Raw genomic sequence first — 22,741 nt, forward strand, 5'->3', positions numbered from 1 at the left:
GGGCGCGTTTCGGTCTGTATATCAAACAGATTAAGCGCGAACTGGATGCGGCATGACAAACCTTTCCTATCTTGCAACCGTCGAAGGCTATTTCGATATTGCGGTGGTCGACATGATCCTGCGGCTCTGCGCGGCAACGGTCATTGGCATGCTGATCGGGTTAAACCGGGATGTGAATGGCAAGCCGACCGGCATGCGGACATTGGCATTGGTAGCACTTGGTGCCGCGGTTGTGTCGGTGGTTGCAGTACATTTCGAGGATTTGATCGATCACCCTGATGCACTATCGCGCGTCGTGCAGGGGATTTTGCAGGGCGTTTTGACCGGCATCGGCTTTATCGGGGCGGGTGTTATTCTGCGCCATCCAAAGGATATGTCAGTCAGCGGCCTGACGACGGCGGCAACCGTCTGGATCACGGCGGCACTTGGCATCGCATGCGCCCTTGCGGCCTGGCATATCGTGGTGATCGCGACGGTGTTGACGTTGATTGTCCTGATTGTTTTAAAACCGGTCGAACTAATGCTGGTTCGGCTTCTGGGTAGCGACGAAACGGTGGAAGATATCAGGAAAGACAACGAAGGCTGATTGCCATGGATCAGAAATCCTCCCCTTCCCGGAAGGCGGCGAGGTCATCAATCCGCCGATAAGGCAGCAGCGTTTGCAGTTTTTCGGCGGGTGTGCCGGTCATCAGGCTGTGCAAATGTTCCGACAGGACTTTTCCAACCTTGCGTTGCGGCTGGTAGTAATAGGCAAGTTTCTGTTTTGAGAGCATACGGAACGGCATGCCGCCAAAGCCGACAACACCGATTCCGTCACGGATCGTATCCATGCCCAGTTCCAGTAATGCTTCGAGTGCGCCAATCATTGTCATCTGACTTGCGCAGACCACGGCAGTAGCATCGCGCTGATCGGTCAGCAGGCGGATGGTGGCTTCGCGGGCCGCGCGGACGGAAACATCCGAAGTCATCCAGATCAGGCTTTCTGGATCAAGCCCTGCCTCGATCATGGCGCGGCGCGCACCGCGTTTGCGATATCCGAAAAAGGTCAGGTCTTCAGGCGGATCAATCATGCCGATTTTGCGGTGGCCGTCATCAATCAGGCGTTTGACCGCATCATATGCCGCCTGTTCATCATCGTGATCGACAAAGGCATGCGGAGTTAAAAGTTCGGTCCGACCAAAGCTGACAAAGGGAAAGTCATGTTGCAGGCAGTATTTGGCGCGGCTGTCCTGCAATGTGGTGCGCGAAAAGACAACCGCATCGGCCATGTGTTGCGTATGTACGCGGCGAACGGGTTCAAGTGGATCTTCGCTGCTGGTCTGGGCCAGGACAACCAGTGAATAGTGATCGGCCTCCAAACCTTTTGCCAGGCTTTCAACCTGGGCCAGAAAGCCCGGGTCGCCATAATCACCAACTTCGGGGGAATACAGGATCGAACAGACCTGCATGGTTTTGCCGGTGCGCAGCATGACGCCACGGGCATCGGGGTGATAACCGATTTCGGCCGCCGCGGCCTTGACGCGTGCGACCGTATCAGGTTTGACCTCCGGCCCGTCTTTCAATGCACGAGAAACCGTTGTGACCGACAGGCCAAGACGGTCAGCAATAGTGCGAAGGTTCGGGCGGGAGGCTGACATATACAGGTCCGTTCATCTATTCTTTGGCGGACAATCTAATCGCCCGTCTGTGGTTAAGGCAATGCGTTGCTTTCGATCACGCGCCGCATGAAGTCATAAGACGCCTTTGGCGTCCGTTTCTGCGTGTTGTAATCGACATGCACCAACCCGAACCGCTTTTCATAGCCATATGCCCATTCGAAATTATCAAGCAGGGACCAGGGCATATATCCTTGCACATTTGCGCCTTCGTCAACGGCGCGCAAAAGAGCCGAGAGATATTCACTGTAGTAGGCAATGCGATCCTGATCTTCGATATAGCCGTCATGACCGGGAAGATCGATGAAGGCACCGCCATTCTCGGTCACGAAAACCGGCGGATTGCTGTAGTTCTCCTGCAGGATTTTCATGGTGCGATAGAAGCAGTCACCATCAATCGCCCACCCCATTTCTGTGCGACGGAAATATTTTGGCGGTTCGGCGTGTTTGAACGGCCATGCGCGTCCTTCAGTAGCTTCGATATAGCTTGGAAAATACTGGTTCAGGCCCTGAAAATCGACTTTGGTTTTGATCGCTTCAAGGTCGCCATCCTGAATATGGGGTTCCATGCGATCAATAATCAGCTCGGGATAGCGGCCGAAATAGACCGGATCAAGGAAGGTGCCATTCCATTTGGCTTCGAACAGATCGACCAGATGGGCGTCCTGTTCGCGCCGATGCGGCAGTGTATAGGCCTTGTGCATCGGCAAAACGAATCCGACCGGTGCATCCGGATAATGATGCTTGATCACGCGGGTCGCCCGCGCATGGCACATATTCAGATGATGGGCGACGCGCATCGCTGCGCGTGGATCGGTAATACCCGGTGCGTGGCGGCCTTCTTCGTGACCGACCCATGCAACCACGTTGGGTTCGTTAAATGTAACCCATGATTTGACCCGGTCGCCAAACCGTTTCACAAGCAATTCGGTGTAATCGCCAAACCAGTCAACGATATCGCGATTCGCCCAGCCCCCGCGATCCTGCAACGCCTGTGGCAAATCCCAGTGATAAAGACAAAGCCAAGGATCAAGATCGCGTTCGCACATTCCGTCAATCAGCCGGTCGTAAAACGCCATGCCGGTTTCATTAACTTCGCCGGTGCCATTCGGTATGACACGCGGCCACATTACCGAAAATCGATAATGTTTCGCGCCAAGCCGACGGATCAGGTCAAGATCCTCGGCCCAGCGATGGTAATGATCGCAGGCGACGCTGCCGTTGTCGCCATTGGCAACCCGGCCGGGTGTTGCACAGTAGGTGTCCCAGATGCTGGCGCCGCGCCCGTCGTCGCTCGCGCCGCCTTCAATCTGGTAGCTTGAGGTCGAGACACCCCAGCGGAAACCGTTGGGAAAAGGTTTGATCATGATTGTTTCCTTGCCCTGTCGCGGATCGCATTCGTTGGCAGATCCAAAATCGTAACGTTTCGGAAATTTCGGCAAAAAAATAATGCCGGATCGATTTCGCCTTATTATGGCCGGGTTTTCTTGATTGACAAGAGTGAATAAACCGCTTATCAAAAAATCGAAACGTTACGAATTTTCGACCATTTAAGAAGTCGGGCGCGAACGTATCCATTAGGGAGGACATCCGTTATGAAGAAATTTTCAAGGGTCGCAGCACTTGCGACATTTCTGAGCGCCGGTGTTTCTGCGGGTGCGCTTCACGCCCAGACTGCCGAAGTTCTGCATTGGTGGACATCGGGCAGCGAGCAGGCTGCTTTGGGCGAAATCCGTACCGCTTTCGAAGCACAGGGCGGTAAATGGGTCGATACACCGATTGCGGGTGGCGGCAATGCCCGCGCGGCTGCGGTCAACCGCATGCTGGGCGGCGACCCGGCGACTGTTTTCCAGTTTTCCATCGGGCAGCAATTGCGTGAATTGGCCGATCAGGGGCTTCTGGCCGATGTGAATGCGGTGGCCGAGGAAGAAAACTGGGATGAAAAGCTGCCGCCACTTATCGTTCAGGCTGCAAAATATGATGGTGATTATATCGCCGCCCCGATCAACATCCATGGTGAAAACTGGATGTTCTACAACAAGGACGCGCTTGAAAAAGCCGGGATCGAGGTGCCGAAAAGCTGGCCGGAATTCGTTGATGCGGCGAAAAAGCTTGAAGATGCCGGTGTGATTCCGATCGGCCTTGGCGGGCAGCCGTGGCAGGAACGCATCCTGTTTAACAGTGTCCTTCTCGGCGTTGGCGGGCGTGAATTCTACGCCAAGCTATACAGCACGCTGGATGATGAACTTCTGGCATCCGACACCATGCGCAAGGTGTTTGAAACCTTTGCAGCGCTCAAACCCTTTGTCGATGAAGCGAGCCCGGGTCGTAACTGGAACGAAGCGACCAATATGGTCATCCGCGGCGACGCCGCGTTTCAGTTTATGGGTGACTGGGCCAAGGGTGAAATTATTGCGGCCGGTGTCGAACCGGGCACAACGGTCGGCTGTGCCTTCGCCCCGGCCATCGATACCGCCTATATCATGACGGTTGATGCCTTTGCTTTTTCCGCGATGGACAGCGAAGAAGCACAGGCGGCCCAGGAAAAAATGGCGCATGTGATGCTGGAGCCTGATGTCCAGATTGCGTTCAATAAGAAAAAGGGTTCGATCCCTGCCCTTCTTGATGTGCCGGGTGATAGTTTTGATGTCTGTGCACAAAAGGCCATGGCGACATTGCAGGACAAGAAAACCCATCTGGTCAGTACCGGTCTGTTTGGTGTTCCAAGTGCCGTTTCCGGGGCAATTGATGACAGTATCTCCAATTTCTGGAACAGTGCTGACATGAGTCCGGAACAGGGGCAGGAAGAATTCCGTCAGGCGATTTCCTATGCCAAGTAAGGCAGATGGAATGACACGGCTTTGCAGGTGTGCCGCTGCTTGATGCAGCGGCACCTTTACAAAGAAGCGAGATTACTTATGGCCGAACCGGCACAGGGTGCGTTGAAAACTTCGCACAACGGCAGACGGCGCTGGCGTCCGCAATGGACGGCAAGAATGGCGCTGATCCCTGCCATGACGATTACCATCGTCTGCTTTTATGGCTTTATTATCTGGACCTTTGTGATTTCGCTGACGCGGTCGCGTCTGTTGCCGGTCTATAAATTTACCGGCTTTGACCAATATGTGCGCCTGTTCGCCAATGAACGTTGGTGGACGGCAATGCAGAATATTGCCATTCATGGCTTCCTGTTTATCGGTGGATGTATCGTTTTCGGTTATTTGCTGGCGATTCTGATTGATCGCGGGATCAAGGCCGAGGGCATGTTTCGCACGGTTTTCATGCTGCCGCTTTCGATGTCTTTCATCGTGACAGGTGTCATCTGGCAATGGGTGATGAATCCGGGTTTGGGGCTTCAGGATGCTGTGCGCGAACTGGGCTGGACTACATTTGAGTTCAACTGGATCGTACGTCAGGATCGGGCGATCTATACCCTTGCCATTGCCGGAATCTGGCAGCAGGTCGGGCTGTGCATGGCACTGTTTCTCGCAGGGCTACGTAATGTCGACCCCAATATCTGGAAGGCATCACGGGTGGATGGCATTCCGATCTGGCGGGTCTATCTGCATGTGATTACGCCGATGATGCGCACCGTATTCTTTACCGTATTCATCCTGATGAGCGCGATTGTCATGAAGGCCTATGACCTTGTCGTTGCCCTGACCGGCGGCGGGCCCGGCTTTTCATCGGATTTGCCGGCGAAATTTGTTGTCGATCATATCCTGAACCGGCAGGAACTTGGCCTTGGTGCGGCCGGTGCATTTGTATTGCTGTGTACCGTGATTGCAGTCATTTCGCCCTATATCCATTTTGAACTGCGCAAAGCACGCGACGGTGGGGGGCATTGACCATGCGATTTAACCGTCTTGCGCTTTATGGACTGCTGGGCATTGCTGCCCTGATGATTTTGGCGCCGGTTTTTATTATGGTGTCGACATCGCTTAAACCGATGGATGAAATTCGTGATGGCAGCATCTTTGCCCTGCCGGTGGAACCAAGTTTTGACGCGTGGCGCGAAGCATGGTCTGGCGATTGTAGCCAAACCGCAGGCGGAAATTGCGGTGGTCTGTCATCCTCCTTCCTGACATCAGTCAAAATCGTCATTCCGGCGCTTTTCCTTTCGGTCGGACTTGGTGCGGTTACCGGTTATGCCTTGGCAGCGTGGAAAATGCGCGGGGCCAATCTGATGTTTGCCGCCCTTCTGGTTGGCATGTTCATCCCGCCACAGGTAACACTTTATCCCCTGATCATCATGGTGCGCGAACTGGGAATATTTGGATCCATTCCGGGATTGGTTCTGGTGCATGTCATATGGGGCGTTGCCTTTACCACCATGATGTTTCGTAACTTTTTCAAAACCGTTCCACAGGATCTGCTGAAAGCCGCCCGCATTGACGGAGCCGGTTTCTGGCCCTTGTTCTGGCATGTCATGTTGCCCCTTTCGTTGCCGATCCTCGGTGTCGCGATGATTTTGCAGTTCACATATATCTGGAACGATTTTCTGTTGGGCCTGACCTTTGGTGGGCGATCCGGACAACCGATGACGGTTGCGCTCAATAACCTTGTCGGATCGCAGTTCGGCGAGAAGGAATATAACGTGGATATGGCTGCCACCATGCTGACGGCGCTTCCGACATTGGCTGTTTATCTGCTGTCGGGGCGGTTGTTTGTTCGCGGAATTGCGGCTGGTGCAGTGAAAGGATAACGGACATGAACGGCGTTGAATTACGTGGTGTGACCAAGGCCTATGCCGGTCTGACCGTGATGAAGGATATCAATCTCGAAATCGAGGATGGTGCGTTTCTGGTCCTGTTAGGGCCGTCGGGGTGCGGCAAATCGACGATCTTGAACATGATTGCCGGTCTGGAACCCGTCACCGGCGGATCAATCCACATCGCCGGGCGAGATGTCTCGGAACTGGAGCCTGATGAACGCGATATCGCGATGGTGTTTCAGTCCTATGCGCTCTATCCGACCATGTCGGTGCGCAGGAATATCGGTTTTGGCCTTAAAATGCGTGGCATGCCCAAGGCCGATATCGAAAAGCGTGTCGATGACATTGGTGAACTTCTGCAAATTACCCCGCTTCTGGATCGTAAACCGTCGCAATTGTCCGGTGGGCAGCAGCAACGCGTGGCGATCGGCCGTGCGCTGGTGCGCGAACCATCGGTTTTCCTGTTTGACGAGCCTCTATCGAACCTTGATGCCAAATTGCGTGCCGATATGCGTGTCGAATTGAAACGCCTTCATGAACGGCTTGGCCGGACCATTGTCTATGTCACCCACGATCAGATCGAAGCCATGACGCTGGCAACCAAGGTTGTGGTGCTGGACAAAGGGTCTATCCAGCAGGCCGACACACCGGAAAATGTTTATCGCCGACCGGCCAACAGGTTTGTCGCCAGCTTCGTCGGTGCCCCGACCATGAATTTCATTGATGGCAAACTGGTTCAGGTGGGTGACGGAATTGCGTTTGACGGGGGATCGGGCCAATTGCCATTGGTAGATTTGCCCGGCCGCGCCCGTGAATTTATCGGCTGCCCCATGACATTGGGCGCGCGGCCGGAACATCTTGTATTTGATGACTTTGGTGCAAATGCCCGGGTGCTTCTGGCAGAGCCGACCGGGCCTGATCAATATGTCCGTCTTGCCGTCGCCGGGGCGGAGGTTACGGCCCGTACAGGCCCCGAACAGCATTTCAGTTCCGGCAGTGATGCCCGGATCATGATTGATGGTGCGCGTGTATCGCTGTTTGATCCGGAAAGTGGTCAGGCCGTTCTATAGAAACCGGGCCAACCGCGTGCTTATTGCGGTTGGCCCGGCAACTTTGTTGCCCAATCAATTATTTCATCATGCTTTGCGGCAGGGAACTGTCGGAAAACAGGGGATAATTGCTGCGTGCGTTAGGCAGTTGATAATGCCACCATTCGTGGCTGTAATATTCGAAACCCGCACTAACCATGATGCCCAGAAGCAGCAAACGGTTGGCCTCGGCGTCTTTTGAAAGCCCGTCCGCTCCATGATAGGACCGGATATGCATTTCATCAAACCCTGCCCCCATATCCAGTTCCTTGCCGTTTGCGTCCAACAGCGTTAGATCAATGGCAACACCACGGCCATGTGGCGATCCAAGATCGGGATTGGCGATGAAATCGGGATTGGGTGTATGGTTCCAAAGAGCCCGCTGGGCTTCTTGTGGGCGGAAGGCATCCAGAATGCGAATGCGTTTACCGTGACGTCGTGCCATGGCGACAGCCTTTTTCAGGCAGTCCGCCGCATCACGATGAAGATAGCAGGCAGGCCGTGAATAGATCGGTGCCCCGGTGAAATTGCGATCCGTGGCATAAACAATATCAATTTCGACATCATATTCTTGTGGCGTAATTTCGACCAGCGCCATTGCCGGAGGCCCCCTGTTCTTGTCGTTTACCGATTACATCAAAAAAATGCTGACTGGTCAGTTGCGTCACAATCCCCATAGCGCAGATCGGACCGCACCGCAAACGTCATCCGGGGCCATTGAAAAAACGGGCCCAACGCTTTTGGCTATCGACACCGCGTCAACGTCACTTTCAACAGCTGTACTGGTCAATGGCGAGGTCAAGAGCGAGCTTTATGAGGATATGGAACGCGGGCAGGCAGAAAACCTGATGAGGTTTATTGCCAAAAGTCTGGATCAGGCGGGAATCACCTTTGACGAGGTTGATGGTGTCGCCGTCACCGTCGGACCGGGCGCTTTTACCGGTATGCGGATCGGCCTTGCGACCGCGCGTGCGCTTGGGCTAGCACGTAAAATTCCGGTGGTTGGTGTCAGTTCGCTTGAGGCGGTGGCCTATGGCGTTTCCGAACGTGATCAGCAGGGACGAAATATTCTGGTGGCACTCGACAGCAAGCGGAACGAAATTTTTGCCCAGGCCTTTGATGGCAAGAAGCGCCCGCTCAGTGCGCCGGAATGTGTCGCACCCCGACAGGCTCTGATGATGGCCCCACCGGGCGATACGCTTCTGGCCGGCGATGCTACCCCACGCCTTTTGACTGCGGCTGCCCACGCGCCGGATGCATTTTATGATTGCACGGCGCCGGGGCTACCGCGAGCCGGAAATGTGGCGCGTATTGCAGCGGCGCGCTGGGGAACGGATGAAAACCTGCCGCCTGTGCCAATGTATCTGCGTGCACCCGATGCGCGCCGGATCGAAGATCAGGGACCGGCAAAAAACAAGCCGGTACATGAGGAATGAGTGCTTCATCCCACCAGCCGGAAGTTGAAGACGGGATTGAAGTCGTTCCCCTGACTGCGGCGTTTTGCAATGTTGCAAGTGCGCTTCATGCTGAAGGGTTCGAAGATCAGGATTGCTGGTCGGCGGATGAAATGATCGCACTGCTTGATGTGCCTGGGGCCTTCGGGTTTCTGGCCTTTGCACCGGGGAATGAGGCGGAAAACCGCCTTGATATCCCACTTGGTTTTATCCAGATGCAGGCAGTGCTGGACGAGGCGGAAATCAATACCATCGTTGTCGCAAAGGAAGCGCGTAAACGCGGCGTTGCCAGAAAACTGTTGTCTGCGACCTTTGATCGCTTGCGCGAAACCGGTGTCGGGCGGGTTTTACTGGAAGTGGCCGATGATAACGCACCGGCGATTGCGCTTTATCGTGATTGCGGCTTTGCCGAGATCGGGCGGCGCAAGAGATACTATCGCCGGAAGTCCGGGCGTGAGGTCGATGCACTGGTTATGGAGCGTGATCTTGGTGCTTGTGTTTTGGGCTGGGGCGATTAATGCAAGCTGGATGTATTCTATTTCGCTATATCCACATCAAATGTGTGGTTTTGACCGTCAAGCTGTTATAGTCTAGGCCTTGATGACGACGCGCGGGATTTGTTCAACCTTTTCGTATCGTTAAACGGTATGTGTTCGGTGCGTCGGCAAGTTCGACAAGGTCAATGACGGTGTCGCCCATTTCGGTGACAGAACGCGGAACGTTTTTTAACGGTTCGCCAGCGCCTAGTGTTACTTCGAGAACCTGACCCTGTGTCATGGTTTCAAGTTTCAGTCGGGTGCGAACAAATGTCATCGGGCAGACATCCTTTGTGATGTCGATCTTATGATCGGGCGTGATGTCGTCCATATGCTGTCTCCTGATTGGGCACCGGAAACGTGAAGTAGCGTTTCATCGGGCTGGAGGCAAGCTGGAGAGAACAAATTATCGCTATTTGTACCTTGCGATATGTGACAGTTTTCTCGATATTTAGCCCACATGAGAGCAAAAGCCTGGGAGCATCCTGGCTGGGGACAGGCGGAACCGGAAACGAGAAACAAGACTATGCTTACAGAATCAACCATCGAGCAGAAGTGCATCGACGCGGGTTTGAAAATGACCGGCCAACGCCGGGTGATTGCCCGGGTCCTGTCGGAATCAGAAGATCATCCCGATGTGGAGCTCGTTTATCGCCGGGCGACCGAAATTGACCCGAAGATTTCGATTGCAACCGTTTATCGGACCGTTCGCCTGTTTGAAGAGGCGGATATTCTTGAAAAACACGATTTCGGTGATGGCCGTGCACGTTACGAGGAATTGACCGAGGAACACCACGACCACCTGATTGATATGCGATCAGGTAACGTGATCGAGTTTTCGAACGAAAAAATCGAAAAGTTGCAGGAAGAGATCGCCAGAGAGCTTGGTTACAAGCTTGTCGGTCATCGACTGGAGCTTTACGGCGTTCCGATGAAGGACGAAAAGTAACCGATTTCTGACAATACGGTTGCGAAAATCGCAGATTTCAAGCCACCCGTTCATGCCGAGCGGGTGGTTTTTCATATTCCTGTTACGCGTTCTTAACAAAGCCTTCACTCGCCCCTGACGCGAAACTTGCGCAAAATCTGCGCAGATGAACGAAAGGGAGTTGCGATGAGCGACGATCGACAGCAGCGGTTAGAGGTGCGCCTCGCCGAAACCGAGGATGAAATCCTCGCCAGTCAGAAACTTCGCTACAAGGTGTTCTATGAGGAACGCGGGGCAAAGCCCAGCGCGGAAATGGCTGCGGCCGAGCGCGACTTTGACAATTATGATCCTTTATGTGACCACCTGCTGGTAATCGATCACAATCGCGGTCAGGGACCAGACGGTGTTGTCGGAACCTATCGCCTGCTGCGTCAGTCGGTTGCAAATCAGCATGGCGGCTTTTACAGCGCTGATGAATACCACATCCAGTCAATGCTTGATGCGGCACAAGGCAGCGGCGAGATCATGGAACTTGGTCGTTCCTGCGTTGAAGAAGCCTATCGCACGATGCCGACCCTGCAACTTCTCTGGCAGGGAATTGCTGCCTATGTTTTCAAATACGATATCAAGCTGATGTTTGGCTGCGCATCTTTCCATGGCACCGATCCGGATGCCTTTGGTGATGTTTTGACCTATCTGCATCACAATCATCTGGCACCCGAAGAAATGCGACCTCGCGCAGTCGAAGGCCGGTACGAGCCGATGGCGCGCACGACGATTGATGCAATTGATGCACGACAGGCGCTTCGCGATCTGCCGCCATTGATCAAGGGCTATCTGCGATTGGGTGGTTTCGTCGGTGATGGTGCGGTGGTTGATCATCAGTTTAATACCACCGACATTTGCATCGTGTTACCGACGGAAAAGGTAACGGATCGTTACTACAAGCATTATGAGCGGACCGCGAGGGTATCGTGAACTGTTATGCGTGTGCAGCCATCCGGCTGTTGGCCTATGCCCTGCTGACTTTGATCCTGATCCCGGTTCAGGTGATGGCAATTGCATTTCGACTGCGATTGGCCGATGATCTGCCGCGGTTTTATCATGCGCTTTGCCTGAAAATCCTTCATATCGAGCTTCGCGTTTCCGGGGTAGAGTTGATGGATGGGCCGGGTATTATTGTGGCCAACCACGCATCCTATCTCGATATTCCGGTGCTGGGGGCCTTGGTTCGCGGCAGTTTCATTGCCAAGACCGAGGTCGCCAGCTGGCCGATCTTCGGAACGCTTGCCAAGTTGCAGCGATCCACCTTTGTCGAACGTCGCCCAGTCCGCGCTCGCGAGCAGAATGATCAGATTTCCCGGCGTCTTGCTGATGGGCACAAACTGATCCTGTTCCCGGAAGGCACCAGCAACGACGGCAACCGTGTGCTGCCGTTCAAGTCGACTTTGTTCGGTGTTGCCGAACGCACCCTGCCCGATGGATCGCAGGTAAAAGTCCAGCCGGTTTCGATTGCGGCTACCCGTCTTGATGGAGCACCGATCGGACGCGATCTGAGAGCTTTCTATTCCTGGTATGGCGATATGGACTTGGCGCCGCATTTGTGGCAGTTTCTGGCTCTTGGCAAAGTAACGGTTGAGCTGGTTGTTCACCCGCCTGTGACCTTGGCCGATGCCGGGTCGCGCAAGGAACTTTCCCGGATGTGTGAAACAGCTGTTGCGCGTGGACATCATGCAGCACTGACCGGCATGCATCAGGGGGTTCCGGTTCCGCTGATTGATAATGGACGTACCGGTGACCTGATTGGCTTTTCGCCGCTGGCCATTGTTTCCGAAGATTTTCGTCTGTTCGGACCGGATCGTCAGTTCGGCTCCTGACCGTTTTGCCGTATGATCCGATTGCGTGAATTGGGTTTCATGTAACCGGAATTTCAGATATCGAAGATGTCCGGTCTGCGGTGTGAGCTTTCACACCGCTTTTCGGCGTATTCGAGAAAGCAAAAAACGGATCCAGAAGTGAGTGTGACGAAAAAGCTTTTTGTAAAAACCTATGGCTGTCAGATGAATGTTTATGACAGCCAGCGCATGCAGGACGTATTGGCGCCGCTGGGTTACCAGCCGGTCGACGATGCCGCAGGTGCCGATATGGTTATCCTCAATACTTGCCACATCCGCGAAAAAGCTGCTGAGAAGGTCTTTTCCGATCTTGGCCGTATTCGTAAACACAAAAAAGCCAAGGAAGCCAATGGCACGGACAAGATGATTGTCGCTGTTGCCGGTTGTGTTGCGCAGGCCGAAGGTGCGGAATTGATGCGTCGCGAACCGATGGTCGATATGGTGTTCGGGCCGCAGACCTATCATCGTTTGCCGGAAATGGTAGCGCGCGCCAATCGCGCAGTCGGGCGTGATCGCATCATTGATACCGATTTCCCGGCCGAGGAAAAGTTTGACCACCTGCCACAACAGGTTTCAAGACAGGGTTATTCGGCCTTTCTGGCGATTCAGGAAGGTTGCGATAAATTCTGTACCTTCTGTGTTGTGCCTTATACCCGTGGTGCCGAATATTCCCGACCGGGCATGGATATCATCAATGAAGCCCGCCAGCTCGTTGAAAAGGGCACCCGTGAAATCACTTTGTTGGGTCAGAACGTCAATGCGTATCACGGCGACGGCCCAAATGGCGGCGAATGGACGCTTGGTCGTCTGTTACGCGAATTGTCCGAGATTGATGGACTTGATCGCATTCGTTACACAACCTCGCACCCGCGCGATGTTGATGATGACCTGATTGCAGCCCATCGTGACCTTCCCAAACTGATGCCGTTTTTGCATCTTCCCATTCAGGCAGGATCGGATCGTGTGTTGCAGGCGATGAACCGCAAGCATGATGGCGCATCTTATCGCGAAATCGTTACAAAACTCAAAGATGCCTGCCCTGATCTTGCGCTGTCGTCTGATTTTATCGTGGGTTTTCCCGGCGAATCCGACAAGGATTTCGAAGACACGATGCAAATGGTGCGCGATATCACCTTCATTCAGGCTTTCAGCTTTAAATACAGCCCGCGCCCCGGCACTCCGGCATCGGCCATGGAACTGCAGGTTCCCGAGCCGGTAAAGACCGAACGGATCATGCGTATTCAGGCGCTTCTCGCCGAGCAGCAGCTTGAATTCAACCGAAACTGTCTTGGTCGGGAAATGGATGTCCTGCTGGAACGCCACGGCAAACTTGAAGGACAACTTGTCGGAAAAAGCCCTTATATGCAGCCGGTTCATGTCAGCGGTTTGCCAGAATCCGCATTGGGACAGATCGTAAGGTTGAAAATCACCGAAGCACTGCCTAATTCCCTTGGCGGTGAACTGGTCGATGCCCCGGTTCAAAACCGGGATTCTGAAAGGAAAATTGCGTGACTGCCACTTCAGCCAAGGCAAAAAACACGGCAAAAGCCAAGTCTTCGACCAAAGACACCGACCAGATCGAATTTGCAGATAATGCACTTGCCCAGCTTTTATATGGGCCGCAGGCCGAAAACCTGACCCGCCTTTCCGAAGGTACCGGGGTTCAGGTTTCCAGTCGTGGATCGGTTGTGACCCTTGCCGGGCAAGGTCCCAAAGTAGCCCAGGCCAAAAAGGTTCTTGGTCAGCTTTATGCGCGCTTGCGCGACAAGGAAATAGATCATGTCGATGTCGAAACGGTTGATGGTGCCATCCGTTTGTCCGAACCCGACGAAGCTGACCCCTGGACCGGGCAGACCAAAGATATGTTTGGCGGGTCGCGTCTGACCATCCAGACCAAAAAACGCCGGATTTCGCCGAGATCCAAACGCCAGAAGGATTATGTCGAGGCCATGCTTGATCACGAGCTGGTCTTTGGCATTGGTCCGGCCGGAACCGGCAAGACCTATCTGGCGGTCGCCATGGCGGTCCAATCGCTTATTCAGGGTCAGGTTGATCGTATAGTCTTGTCACGTCCTGCGGTCGAGGCCGGCGAACGGCTTGGTTTCCTGCCGGGTGATCTGAAGGACAAGGTCGATCCGTATCTGCGTCCGCTTTATGATGCGCTGCATGACACCTTGCCTGGCGACGTCGTGATCAAGCGAATGGAAAGTGGCGAGATCGAAGTTGCCCCGCTTGCTTTTATGCGTGGCCGTACTTTGGCCCATGCCTTTGTCATTCTGGACGAAGCACAGAATACGACAGCCATGCAGATGAAAATGTTCCTGACCCGTCTCGGCGAAGGATCGCGGATGGTGGTGACGGGTGACCTGACTCAGGTCGATTTGCCCGATGGCACCAAATCGGGTCTGCGGGATGCGCTTGAAACCATCGCGGATGTCAAAGGTGTCGCGACGATCAAGTTTGATCAGCGCGACGTTGTTCGCCATGCGCTTGTCACCAAGATTGTTCAGGCTTATGACGCGGCAGATGCATTGCGGGACAGACTGAAAAAAGGCTATCGCGGAATCAAGGACGAGGGTCAGGGCGATGACAGCACCGCTTGATCTGGACCTTGATGTTGAAGCGGGTAATTGGACCAAGGCCGACATTGATGCGATTGAAAATGCTGTGCGTGCCGCCCTTGATGGCGCTGTGCGTGACGGTGCGCTTTGGGAAGAAGATGCGGCTCCAGCCGATGGCACACCCGACCAAGGAGATGGTGCATCGCTTTTAAGTATTGCGCCGGTGGTTGAGGTCGGTGTTCGGTTATCCGATGATGCGTCTGTCCGGATATTGAACCGTGATTATCGCGGCAAGGATAGTCCGACCAACGTTTTATCGTTCGCAGCCCTCGAAAGTGCGGATGATACAGCAGCTTTCATGATGTCATCCGATATGCCCCTGATGCTGGGTGATATCGTCATTGCACGTGAAACATGCGAACGTGAAGCCGTTGAACAGAACAAGACGCTGATAAATCATCTTGTTCATCTGACTGTACATGGCACGCTGCATCTTGTCGGCTATGATCATATGGTTGATGATGAAGCCGAAGAGATGGAAGAACTTGAACGGCAAATTCTTGCCGCACTGGGGATCGATGATCCCTATGAACCGATTGAAGATCAAGATATCGAAACAGGACAATGAACGAGAATAGTCAGCGCGACGACGACCACGAGAGTACGAGCCCTCGCCAGGGCGGGGAGAATGGTCAGGATTCCGATAACGGATCCTTGTGGGGAAATGTCGCATCGGCATTAGGCCTTAAGCGCGGCAAGCCAAGGAATGGCGAGGCATCGCTTTCAGACACACTTGAAGAACTTGCCGAGCGTAGTGAAGAAGATGACGAGCCCGTCTCGCTTCACGAACGGTCACTTTTTGAAAATATCATCGCACTCCGCGATATGACGGCTGAGGATGTCATGATCCCGCGGGCCGATATCGTTGCGGTCGAAAAAAGCATCACGCTTGACGAGCTTGTTGACGTGATGGTGAAAAAAGCTCATTCACGCCTACCGGTTTATGGCGAGTCCCTCGATGAAATTGCCGGTATGGTTCATATCAAGGATGTGCTGGGCTGTGTTGCTGCCGGCAAGGAATTCAAGCTGCAATCCCTTTTGCGTCGGGTGTTGTTCGTATCGCCCGCCATTCGGGTGCTTGATCTTCTGTCCGAAATGCGTTTGTCGCGAACGCATATGGCATTGGTCGTCGACGAGTTTGGCGGCATTGACGGGCTGATCACGATCGAGGATCTGGTCGAGGAAATCGTCGGCGAGATTGATGACGAACATGACATTGATCAGACACCGAAACTGATCCGGCTTTCCGATGGCTGTTATATCGCCGATGCCCGCTACGAGGTCGAAGACCTTGAGGAAAAGCTGGGCTTCGGCCTGTTGGATGAAGACGAGGACGAAGATATCGATACATTGGGCGGGCTGGTCTTCTCGCTTGCGGGGCGTGTGCCTGCGCGTGGGGAACTGATCGAACATCCGTCCGGTATCCAGTTCGAAGTCCTTGATGCCGACCCGCGCCGAATTCGGCGTTTGCGTATTCATCTGGTCCGGACCGAACCGGCCGAGATTAGTGACGAAAGTTCCAAACAGGGATCATCGAATGATTGACAGACTAGCGGCGCGCCTCGCCAACCTTTCGGGTTGGCGCAGGCGCTTCCTGTGGTTGGTGTCTGGGGCGGTTGCGGTTTTGGCGTTACCGCCTTTCTTCTTTTTGCCGGCCTTGCCAGTGGCTTTTGCCATACTGCTCTGGTCGCTTGAGGGGGTTAAGTGCAACAAGGGGGCGCTGTCCGCCGGTTGGTGGTTTGGTGCCGGGCATTTTGCCGCTGGGTTCTATTGGATCAGTCATGCGTTTCTGGTTCAGCCGGAAATCTATGGATGGATGATTCCATTTGCTCTTTTGGGGCTAGGCGGCGGGCTGGCAATTTTCCCGATGGTCGCCGTTTGGGCAAGCTGGCGGTTGACGCGGCAAATCATTGGTCGTGCCATAATGCTGGCAACTCTTTGGGCTGTGGCGGAATTCCTGCGGGGCCATGTATTGACCGGATTTCCGTGGAATTTGCTGGCGCATGTCTGGGCTTTTGATCCAGCACCAATGCAGTTTGCCTCGATTGTCGGTGTTTACGGTCTATCCGTATTCACGGCTTTGTTTGCGACCCTGCCGGCAACGTTTATTGCCGGGCGCGTGGGCAGAATAAGTGCCATTGCCGGCATTATGATTGCGGTTCTGCTGTGGGGCGGTGGTGCCATTCGTTTGTCGCTGGTTGGTCCCGCGACAGCCGACGCAACGGTTTCTGACTATCTGCCCGTCATTCAGGTTGTTCAACCCAATATTCCCCAACGTGAAAAGTGGATTCCCGAACTTCAGGATCAGCATTTCGCAAAATTGCTGCGATTGTCGCGTCGCCCGGTTGATATGGCACCAGATCGAAAACGTATCGTGATTTGGCCAGAAACGGCTGCAACATTCTTTGTGGAAGCCCAACCTGTTCGTAGGTTGCAAATGGCATCGGTTCTTGGACCTGATGATATCCTGATTACCGGGGCACCTAGGACCTATCCGCGGGATACGAATGAATTCAAGGTTTGGAACGCCGTTCAGGTTCTTGACAGCAACGGGGAAATTGTTGCGAGTTTTGACAAGTTTCATCTTGTGCCATTTGGCGAATATGTACCTCTCAGAGAATGGATTCCGATCCCTAAGCTGACTGCTGGCCGCACAGATTTTTCATTTGGTGAAGGGCCACAGACCCTTGAAGTGGCCGGGATGCCAAGCTTCTCGCCGTTGATATGCTACGAGGTCATTTTCCCGGGCGCTGTTATTGACGATGCAAATCAGCCTGACTGGCTGCTCAATGTTACCAATGACGGGTGGTTTGGCAAAAGTGCTGGTCCGTATCAGCATCTGGCAGCCGCACGGTTCCGCAGCATCGAAGAAGGCCGACCGCTGGTGCGCGCGGCCTATACCGGCGTATCGGGAATGTATGACGCCTATGGTCGGGAACTGGCAAAACTCCCCTTAAGAACAGAGGAGATCATGGTTCACCCCCTTTCGGGGGTGTATAACCATACCACAGTATATTATTTGTGGCGCGATATTCTATTTTACGGTATTGTAACCTTTCTAGCCGTTCTCGTTTTGGGATATAGTAGGTTATTCAAATCCCTTAAAGCGGCTGTGTGAAGCACCGAACCGCTCCCTGATTGTCCCAGCAAAAATAAGAGCGGGTAGGTCGGAGTGAGAGAAGGACAACACAAAATGTCGCCTAAGGATGAAAACACGATGGTCAAGAATACTCGTGGTAGAGGTCGGGGCCGGACCGCAAATGGCAAGCCGAATCCCGTCGACATTCATGTCGGTGCACGTGTTCGGTTGCGCAGAACCCTTCTTGGTATGAGCCAGGAAAAACTGGGTGAGGCCATTGGGCTGACATTCCAGCAGGTCCAGAAATACGAACGCGGTGCAAACCGTGTCGGGGCTTCGCGCCTTTATGATTTGTCGCGCGTTCTGGAAGTACCGGTTTCATTCTTCTTTGATGATATGCCTGACGAGATTTCGACGAAATCCGTGCATGAGCGTCGCGAAATGTCGGAAAGCCCGGATCCGTTCGATAATGATCCGATGAACCGCCGTGAAACCCTTGAACTGGTACGCGCATATTATCGAATCACCGATCCGACCCAGCGAAAGCGTGTTTTCGAGTTGGTTAAGTCGATGGGCATTCTTGTTGCCGATAACGAAAATGCGAAATAGAAGACACCCGAAATTATGATTTCAAAAAGCGCATTTGCCAGAAAGTTGCAGATGCGTTTTTTCTTTGTTTCCTTCGAGTTTCTGGCCGAAATGCGTCAGGCGCGTTACGCTTATGCGTCGATCTTTCTTGACCCGAAAATGTCATTGAGGCAAAACCGCAGCTTGGGTGATAAGCCCAATTGAATACGTGGACGGATTTGGACCGCTTGCCACCACGTTAAAAAAGGCTAAGTGGGCGCAATTGGTGCAAACTTGTACCGATGCCCTCCGGTCCAGTTGTGGAACTCCTTTTTTACCGGAGAAGGTTTGAATGTCTCTTTCCGAATATCTTTTTACCAGTGAGTCGGTTTCCGAGGGTCACCCGGACAAGGTCTGTGACCGCATTTCCGATTCCATCGTTGATGCGTTTCTGGCCGCCGATGAAGATTCTCGCGTTGCCGTTGAGACTCTGGCAACCACCAATCGTGTGGTTCTTGCTGGCGAAGTTCGCGGTCCTGAGAGCGTTTCCAAGGAAGTCATGATCGAAAAGGCACGTGAAGCTATCCGTGCCATCGGTTATGAGCAGGAAGGCTTCCACTGGAAAACGGCCGAAATCGAGTGCCACGTCCACGAGCAGTCTGCTGATATTGCCCAAGGTGTTGATTCCGCTGGTGAGAAAGACCTCGGTGCGGGTGATCAGGGCATTATGTTCGGTTATGCTTGCAACGAGACGGACGAGCTGATGCCAGCTCCGATCCAGTTCTCGCACCGTATCCTGCGCAAAATGGCCGAAGACCGCCATTCTGGAAAATCAGCCGAGTTCGGTCCGGATGCAAAAAGCCAGGTTACCTTGCGCTATGTAGATGGCAAGCCGGTTGGGGCGACGTCGGTTGTTGTTTCGACCCAGCACGCAGATGGCCTTAATCAGGCCGATGTGCGCTCGCTTGTCATGCCCTATATCCAGAACATTCTGCCGGAAGGCTGGATGCCAGCCGAAGACGAGATTTACATCAACCCGACGGGTCGTTTTGTTATTGGTGGCCCTGATGGCGACGCCGGTCTGACCGGTCGTAAAATCATCGTTGATACCTATGGTGGCGCTGCACCGCATGGCGGTGGTGCGTTCTCGGGCAAAGATCCGACCAAGGTTGACCGCTCGGCTGCTTATGCTGCGCGTTATCTTGCGAAAAACGTTGTTGCCGCTGGTCTTGCTGAACGTTGCACCATTCAGGTTGCTTATGCGATCGGTATTTCCAAGCCGCTGGCTCTTTATGTGAATAACCATGGCACCGGTAATGTGGATGAAATCAAGCTGGGCAGTGTGCTGCGTCAGTTGATGGATCTCAGCCCACGTGGCATTCGCGAACATCTTTCGCTGTGTCGTCCGATTTACACCCCGACTTCTGCGTACGGTCATTTTGGTCGTCAGCCGCAGGAAGATGGTCACTTCTCTTGGGAACGTACCGATCTGGTGGGTGATCTTAAGTCGGCATTCGGTGCCTGATTGGCTTAAAAGCCAGCGCGCGATTTGCCAAAATCGTGTGGCATGATATGAGGCGGGCGGCCCCGATACAGTTCCGGGGCCGCCCGTTTGATTTTGAACCCCTTTTCGAACCCGTCCTGACAGATAAGACAATGCGCAACAGCAACCGCCCGCTACCAACTCCGGATCGTCCAAATTTTTATGGCCGTCGTGGCAGCCGTCCTCTTAAGGATTCGCGCCGGGCGCTGGTCGACGAACTGTTGCCGAAAATCGGGATTACCTATCCAGATCAGGCTGATGTCGATCCGAACAGCTATTTCGCGGAGAAACCGGAACAGCTTTGGCTCGAGATCGGCTTTGGCGGGGGGGAACATCTGGCGGGCCAGGCTCAGGCCAACCCGCAGACTGGGATTATCGGGGCTGAACCGTTTATGGACGGGGTTGGCAGCCTGTTGCGCCATATCGATGAGCGCGGACTGAACAATGTTCGGGTCATTGCGGACGATTCCCGACCACTGCTTTATAAGCTGGTTGATGCCTGCTTTGATCGCGCATTCCTGCTGTTCCCGGATCCGTGGCCTAAAAAGCGTCATGCCGAACGTCGATTCATTGGCCCCAAAAACCTTGCATTGCTGGCGCGTATTCTCAAAGATGGGGCCGAGTTCCGGGTGGCCAGCGACGATATGCAGTATATTTCCTGGACACTGCAACATATGCACAATCATCCGGATTTCGAATGGCTTGCTGAAAGCCCCGAAGATTGGCGCAATCCGCCCGTTGATTGGGTCAAAACCCGTTATGAACAAAAAGCACTCCGTCAGGGCAAAAAGTGCAACTATTTGCGGTTTCGTCGTAAAAAGCGTTCCTGATCTGCACGGTTTTCTATTGTTATCTGACCCGCACCAAAGGCTTTTCGTTGTGTGCGGGTTTTCTTTTGCGTGAACAACATAACGGCACAATTTCAATAAGTTGAAATTTTAATTGAGAATGATTGTCATGTGCGATATTCATGTTGTTCCACTGATATGACATTGTCGCAAAATCGCTTGTGCCAAATGCCGGTAACAACAATTTTTGTGCATAATTCCAAAGGTCCGAACCGTGACACACTGGGATGTCAACATACTCTTCCGAACCTATCGCTCCCGGTTGCTGCATTTTGTGCAGCGGCGAAAGTTGTCGTGGCACATGGCCGACGACATCGTGCAGGACACCTTCCTTCGGGTTGTGACCACACCATCGCTACCCGATCCGCAATTTGCCCAGTCCTATCTTTTTAGGACGGCCCAAAATCTGGTGATCGATCATTTCCGGCGGGAACGAATACTGACCTTCGTTCAGGAACCCGATAAAGCATTTGAATTCGTTGCCGATGACGCTCCGTCCCCCGAACAGATCGCATGGTCTCGGCAGGAATTGCGCCATCTACAGGCCTCACTGAATGCTTTGCCAAAAAACCTTCGGACTGTTTTCATTCTTGCCCGGCTTGAAGGCAAAACATACGTCGAAATCGGTGAACAACTTGGCATTCCAACACAAACCGCGTTTAGCCGCATGGTCCGTGCCCTGACACTTGTCAAAGAGGCAATGGATAAATCGGAAAAAATTTGAATGTCAGATCAGAAATATGCGCTTCAGGTTCGTCCCAATAGTGAGGGTGTTTGTGTGATACGCCCAAACACCATCTGATCAATGACGCACGGAACCCGGCATTCATGGCTATGACAGGTGAAAATCACCTTGCAAATCTGCCCGATACGGTGTCGGAGCAGGCGATCTATTGGTTTGCACTGTTGCTTGATGGCAGTGAAACCGAAGAAGACCGTCGTGCATTCGCCCGCTGGGTCGAGGCTGATGCGGCGCATCTTGAGGCCTTTGGCGAGATAGAAAGGCTTTGGAGTGGCAGTACTAGCCTTAATCTTTCAACAGGCAATAAGGTCGGTCGACGTGCCTTTATGACGGGAACGGCGGCAGCGCTTGTCATCAGTGCGGGTTGGGCATTCTCCCCGCGTCACCCTTTTGCCGATATCCGGACTGTAACCGGCGAACGGCATAGTTTTTCCCTTCCCGGCGGTGTTGAGGCCGAACTGGCGAGCGATACCGTTATGTCCTACGTCGCGCGTGACGGGATAAACGGTGTCGAACTCCATAGCGGCGAAGCATGGTTCAATCATTCGGCAACAGGTAACGCCTTTTTTGTTGCTGCTGCCCATGGCGCAAGCTGGTCGTGGGGCGGAAGGCTCGACGTGGCTGCTTATGATGGGGATGTCACGGTAATTGCCGAACAAAATCCGTTGATTGTTCGTGTTGGCGGCGCGCAAACCCAAGTGGCTGCGGGAAATGCCGTGCGCTATCGAGATGTGCAAATCGGGCGGCCTTACGAGGTTGATCTTTCGGCAGAGCTGGCCTGGCGGAACGGCCAGCTCGTCTTTATGGGGAGGCCGCTCGGGGAAGTCGTTCGCGTTTTGCAGCGCTGGCAGAATGGCAAGATCATGATCATCGGCGAAGAACTCAAATCCCGCCCGGTAACCCTTGTGGTCGACCTTGAACGGTCAAAGGATGTTCTGCCGGTTCTGGCTCGTGTTCTGTCGATCAATGTGCATCGGTTTACAGATTACCTGACGGTCATTCGCGCCGCCTGACCCTCTCAAACTCCAAAATCACCAATCGATATGATCCTTCGGTTCGGTCAGAATATTT

24 protein-coding genes are annotated in these 22,741 nt (G+C 53.7%); 20 read left to right on the plus strand and 4 right to left on the minus strand.

Features of this window, described 5'->3' with window-relative positions; translation table 11 throughout:
* Positions 1-52: 52 nt before the first annotated feature.
* Positions 53-586, plus strand: a complete 534-nt coding sequence (locus SMB34_RS08040) for an MgtC/SapB family protein (protein ID WP_007088449.1) — start codon at positions 53-55, stop codon at positions 584-586.
* 10 nt (positions 587-596) lie between these two features.
* On the opposite strand, the gene SMB34_RS08045 is transcribed toward SMB34_RS08040, so the two are convergent.
* Both SMB34_RS08045 and SMB34_RS08050 read right to left on the minus strand, forming a co-directional pair.
* Entirely contained in the window at positions 597-1,637 is a 1,041-nt protein-coding gene (locus tag SMB34_RS08045; protein WP_007088448.1) for a LacI family DNA-binding transcriptional regulator, read from the minus strand.
* Between the two features lie 53 nt (positions 1,638-1,690).
* Positions 1,691-3,022, minus strand: a complete 1,332-nt coding sequence (locus SMB34_RS08050; protein ID WP_037989269.1) for a GH1 family beta-glucosidase — start codon at positions 3,020-3,022, stop codon at positions 1,691-1,693.
* 228 nt (positions 3,023-3,250) lie between these two features.
* Between SMB34_RS08050 and SMB34_RS08055 the strand changes: the two genes are divergently transcribed.
* The 4 genes from SMB34_RS08055 (at position 3,251) to SMB34_RS08070 (ending at position 7,439) form a co-directional block, all read left to right on the plus strand.
* On the plus strand, positions 3,251-4,495 hold the full coding sequence (locus SMB34_RS08055) for an ABC transporter substrate-binding protein (protein WP_007088446.1): 1,245 nt from the start codon (positions 3,251-3,253) through the stop codon (positions 4,493-4,495).
* Between the two features lie 156 nt (positions 4,496-4,651).
* Complete coding sequence (locus tag SMB34_RS08060; RefSeq protein ID WP_051682201.1) at positions 4,652-5,503, plus strand: carbohydrate ABC transporter permease; 852 nt, start codon at positions 4,652-4,654, stop codon at positions 5,501-5,503.
* Positions 5,504-5,505: 2 nt separating this feature from the next.
* Positions 5,506-6,360: a carbohydrate ABC transporter permease gene (locus SMB34_RS08065; RefSeq protein WP_007088444.1), complete on the plus strand. Its 855-nt coding sequence runs from the start codon at positions 5,506-5,508 to the stop codon at positions 6,358-6,360.
* Positions 6,361-6,365: 5 nt separating this feature from the next.
* Entirely contained in the window at positions 6,366-7,439 is a 1,074-nt protein-coding gene (locus SMB34_RS08070) for an ABC transporter ATP-binding protein (protein ID WP_037989094.1), read from the plus strand.
* A 58-nt stretch (positions 7,440-7,497) separates the two neighbouring features.
* Here SMB34_RS08070 and ddpX read toward each other — a convergent pair whose 3' ends face one another.
* On the minus strand, positions 7,498-8,055 hold the full coding sequence (gene ddpX, locus SMB34_RS08075) for a D-alanyl-D-alanine dipeptidase (RefSeq protein WP_007088442.1): 558 nt from the start codon (positions 8,053-8,055) through the stop codon (positions 7,498-7,500).
* Positions 8,056-8,074: 19 nt separating this feature from the next.
* Here ddpX and tsaB point away from each other — a divergent pair, with 19 nt between their 5' ends.
* Positions 8,075-8,893: a tRNA (adenosine(37)-N6)-threonylcarbamoyltransferase complex dimerization subunit type 1 TsaB gene (gene tsaB, locus SMB34_RS08080; RefSeq protein WP_007088441.1), complete on the plus strand. Its 819-nt coding sequence runs from the start codon at positions 8,075-8,077 to the stop codon at positions 8,891-8,893.
* A complete protein-coding gene (locus tag SMB34_RS08085) occupies positions 8,890-9,429 on the plus strand; it encodes a GNAT family N-acetyltransferase (RefSeq protein WP_007088440.1) in 540 nt (179 codons plus the stop codon). The genes tsaB and SMB34_RS08085 overlap by 4 nt, the downstream gene beginning before the upstream one ends.
* Before the next feature lie 103 nt (positions 9,430-9,532).
* On the opposite strand, the gene SMB34_RS08090 is transcribed toward SMB34_RS08085, so the two are convergent.
* Positions 9,533-9,778, minus strand: coding sequence for a sulfurtransferase TusA family protein (locus SMB34_RS08090; RefSeq protein ID WP_007088439.1), 246 nt, complete (start codon positions 9,776-9,778; stop codon positions 9,533-9,535).
* A gap of 195 nt (positions 9,779-9,973) precedes the next feature.
* On the opposite strand from SMB34_RS08090, the gene SMB34_RS08095 reads away from it, so the two are divergent.
* The 13 genes from SMB34_RS08095 to SMB34_RS08155 all read left to right on the plus strand — a co-directional run bounded on the left by SMB34_RS08095 (position 9,974) and on the right by SMB34_RS08155 (position 22,683).
* Entirely contained in the window at positions 9,974-10,396 is a 423-nt protein-coding gene (locus SMB34_RS08095; protein WP_007088438.1) for a Fur family transcriptional regulator, read from the plus strand.
* Between the two features lie 165 nt (positions 10,397-10,561).
* Complete coding sequence (locus tag SMB34_RS08100; RefSeq protein ID WP_007088437.1) at positions 10,562-11,353, plus strand: GNAT family N-acetyltransferase; 792 nt, start codon at positions 10,562-10,564, stop codon at positions 11,351-11,353.
* On the plus strand, positions 11,350-12,252 hold the full coding sequence (locus SMB34_RS08105; RefSeq protein ID WP_007088436.1) for a lysophospholipid acyltransferase family protein: 903 nt from the start codon (positions 11,350-11,352) through the stop codon (positions 12,250-12,252). Before SMB34_RS08100 ends, SMB34_RS08105 begins: the two co-directional genes overlap by 4 nt.
* 144 nt (positions 12,253-12,396) lie before the next feature.
* Positions 12,397-13,782, plus strand: a complete 1,386-nt coding sequence (gene miaB / locus SMB34_RS08110) for a tRNA (N6-isopentenyl adenosine(37)-C2)-methylthiotransferase MiaB (protein WP_037989277.1) — start codon at positions 12,397-12,399, stop codon at positions 13,780-13,782.
* The gene (locus tag SMB34_RS08115) at positions 13,779-14,873 is read left to right on the plus strand and encodes a PhoH family protein (RefSeq protein WP_007088434.1); all 1,095 of its coding nucleotides are present in this window, start codon (positions 13,779-13,781) and stop codon (positions 14,871-14,873) included. Before miaB ends, SMB34_RS08115 begins: the two co-directional genes overlap by 4 nt.
* The gene (ybeY, locus tag SMB34_RS08120; protein ID WP_007088433.1) at positions 14,857-15,459 is read left to right on the plus strand and encodes an rRNA maturation RNase YbeY; all 603 of its coding nucleotides are present in this window, start codon (positions 14,857-14,859) and stop codon (positions 15,457-15,459) included. The genes SMB34_RS08115 and ybeY overlap by 17 nt, the downstream gene beginning before the upstream one ends.
* Positions 15,456-16,436, plus strand: a complete 981-nt coding sequence (locus tag SMB34_RS08125) for a hemolysin family protein (protein ID WP_082242524.1) — start codon at positions 15,456-15,458, stop codon at positions 16,434-16,436. Before ybeY ends, SMB34_RS08125 begins: the two co-directional genes overlap by 4 nt.
* A complete protein-coding gene (gene lnt, locus SMB34_RS08130; protein WP_007088431.1) occupies positions 16,429-18,009 on the plus strand; it encodes an apolipoprotein N-acyltransferase in 1,581 nt (526 codons plus the stop codon). The genes SMB34_RS08125 and lnt overlap by 8 nt, the downstream gene beginning before the upstream one ends.
* A 99-nt stretch (positions 18,010-18,108) precedes the next feature.
* Entirely contained in the window at positions 18,109-18,579 is a 471-nt protein-coding gene (locus tag SMB34_RS08135) for a helix-turn-helix domain-containing protein (RefSeq protein ID WP_037989098.1), read from the plus strand.
* 310 nt (positions 18,580-18,889) lie between these two features.
* The gene (metK, locus tag SMB34_RS08140; RefSeq protein WP_037989100.1) at positions 18,890-20,062 is read left to right on the plus strand and encodes a methionine adenosyltransferase; all 1,173 of its coding nucleotides are present in this window, start codon (positions 18,890-18,892) and stop codon (positions 20,060-20,062) included.
* A gap of 131 nt (positions 20,063-20,193) precedes the next feature.
* Positions 20,194-20,910, plus strand: a complete 717-nt coding sequence (gene trmB, locus SMB34_RS08145) for a tRNA (guanosine(46)-N7)-methyltransferase TrmB (protein ID WP_037989279.1) — start codon at positions 20,194-20,196, stop codon at positions 20,908-20,910.
* Positions 20,911-21,142: 232 nt separating this feature from the next.
* A complete protein-coding gene (locus SMB34_RS08150; RefSeq protein WP_065701880.1) occupies positions 21,143-21,652 on the plus strand; it encodes an RNA polymerase sigma factor in 510 nt (169 codons plus the stop codon).
* Between the two features lie 104 nt (positions 21,653-21,756).
* Positions 21,757-22,683, plus strand: coding sequence for a FecR family protein (locus SMB34_RS08155; protein WP_037989284.1), 927 nt, complete (start codon positions 21,757-21,759; stop codon positions 22,681-22,683).
* Positions 22,684-22,741 lie beyond the last annotated feature (58 nt).

This window comes from Thalassospira permensis NBRC 106175 (genome assembly GCF_000714555.1).
In the GTDB taxonomy this organism is placed as follows: Bacteria; Pseudomonadota; Alphaproteobacteria; order Rhodospirillales; family Thalassospiraceae; genus Thalassospira; species Thalassospira xiamenensis.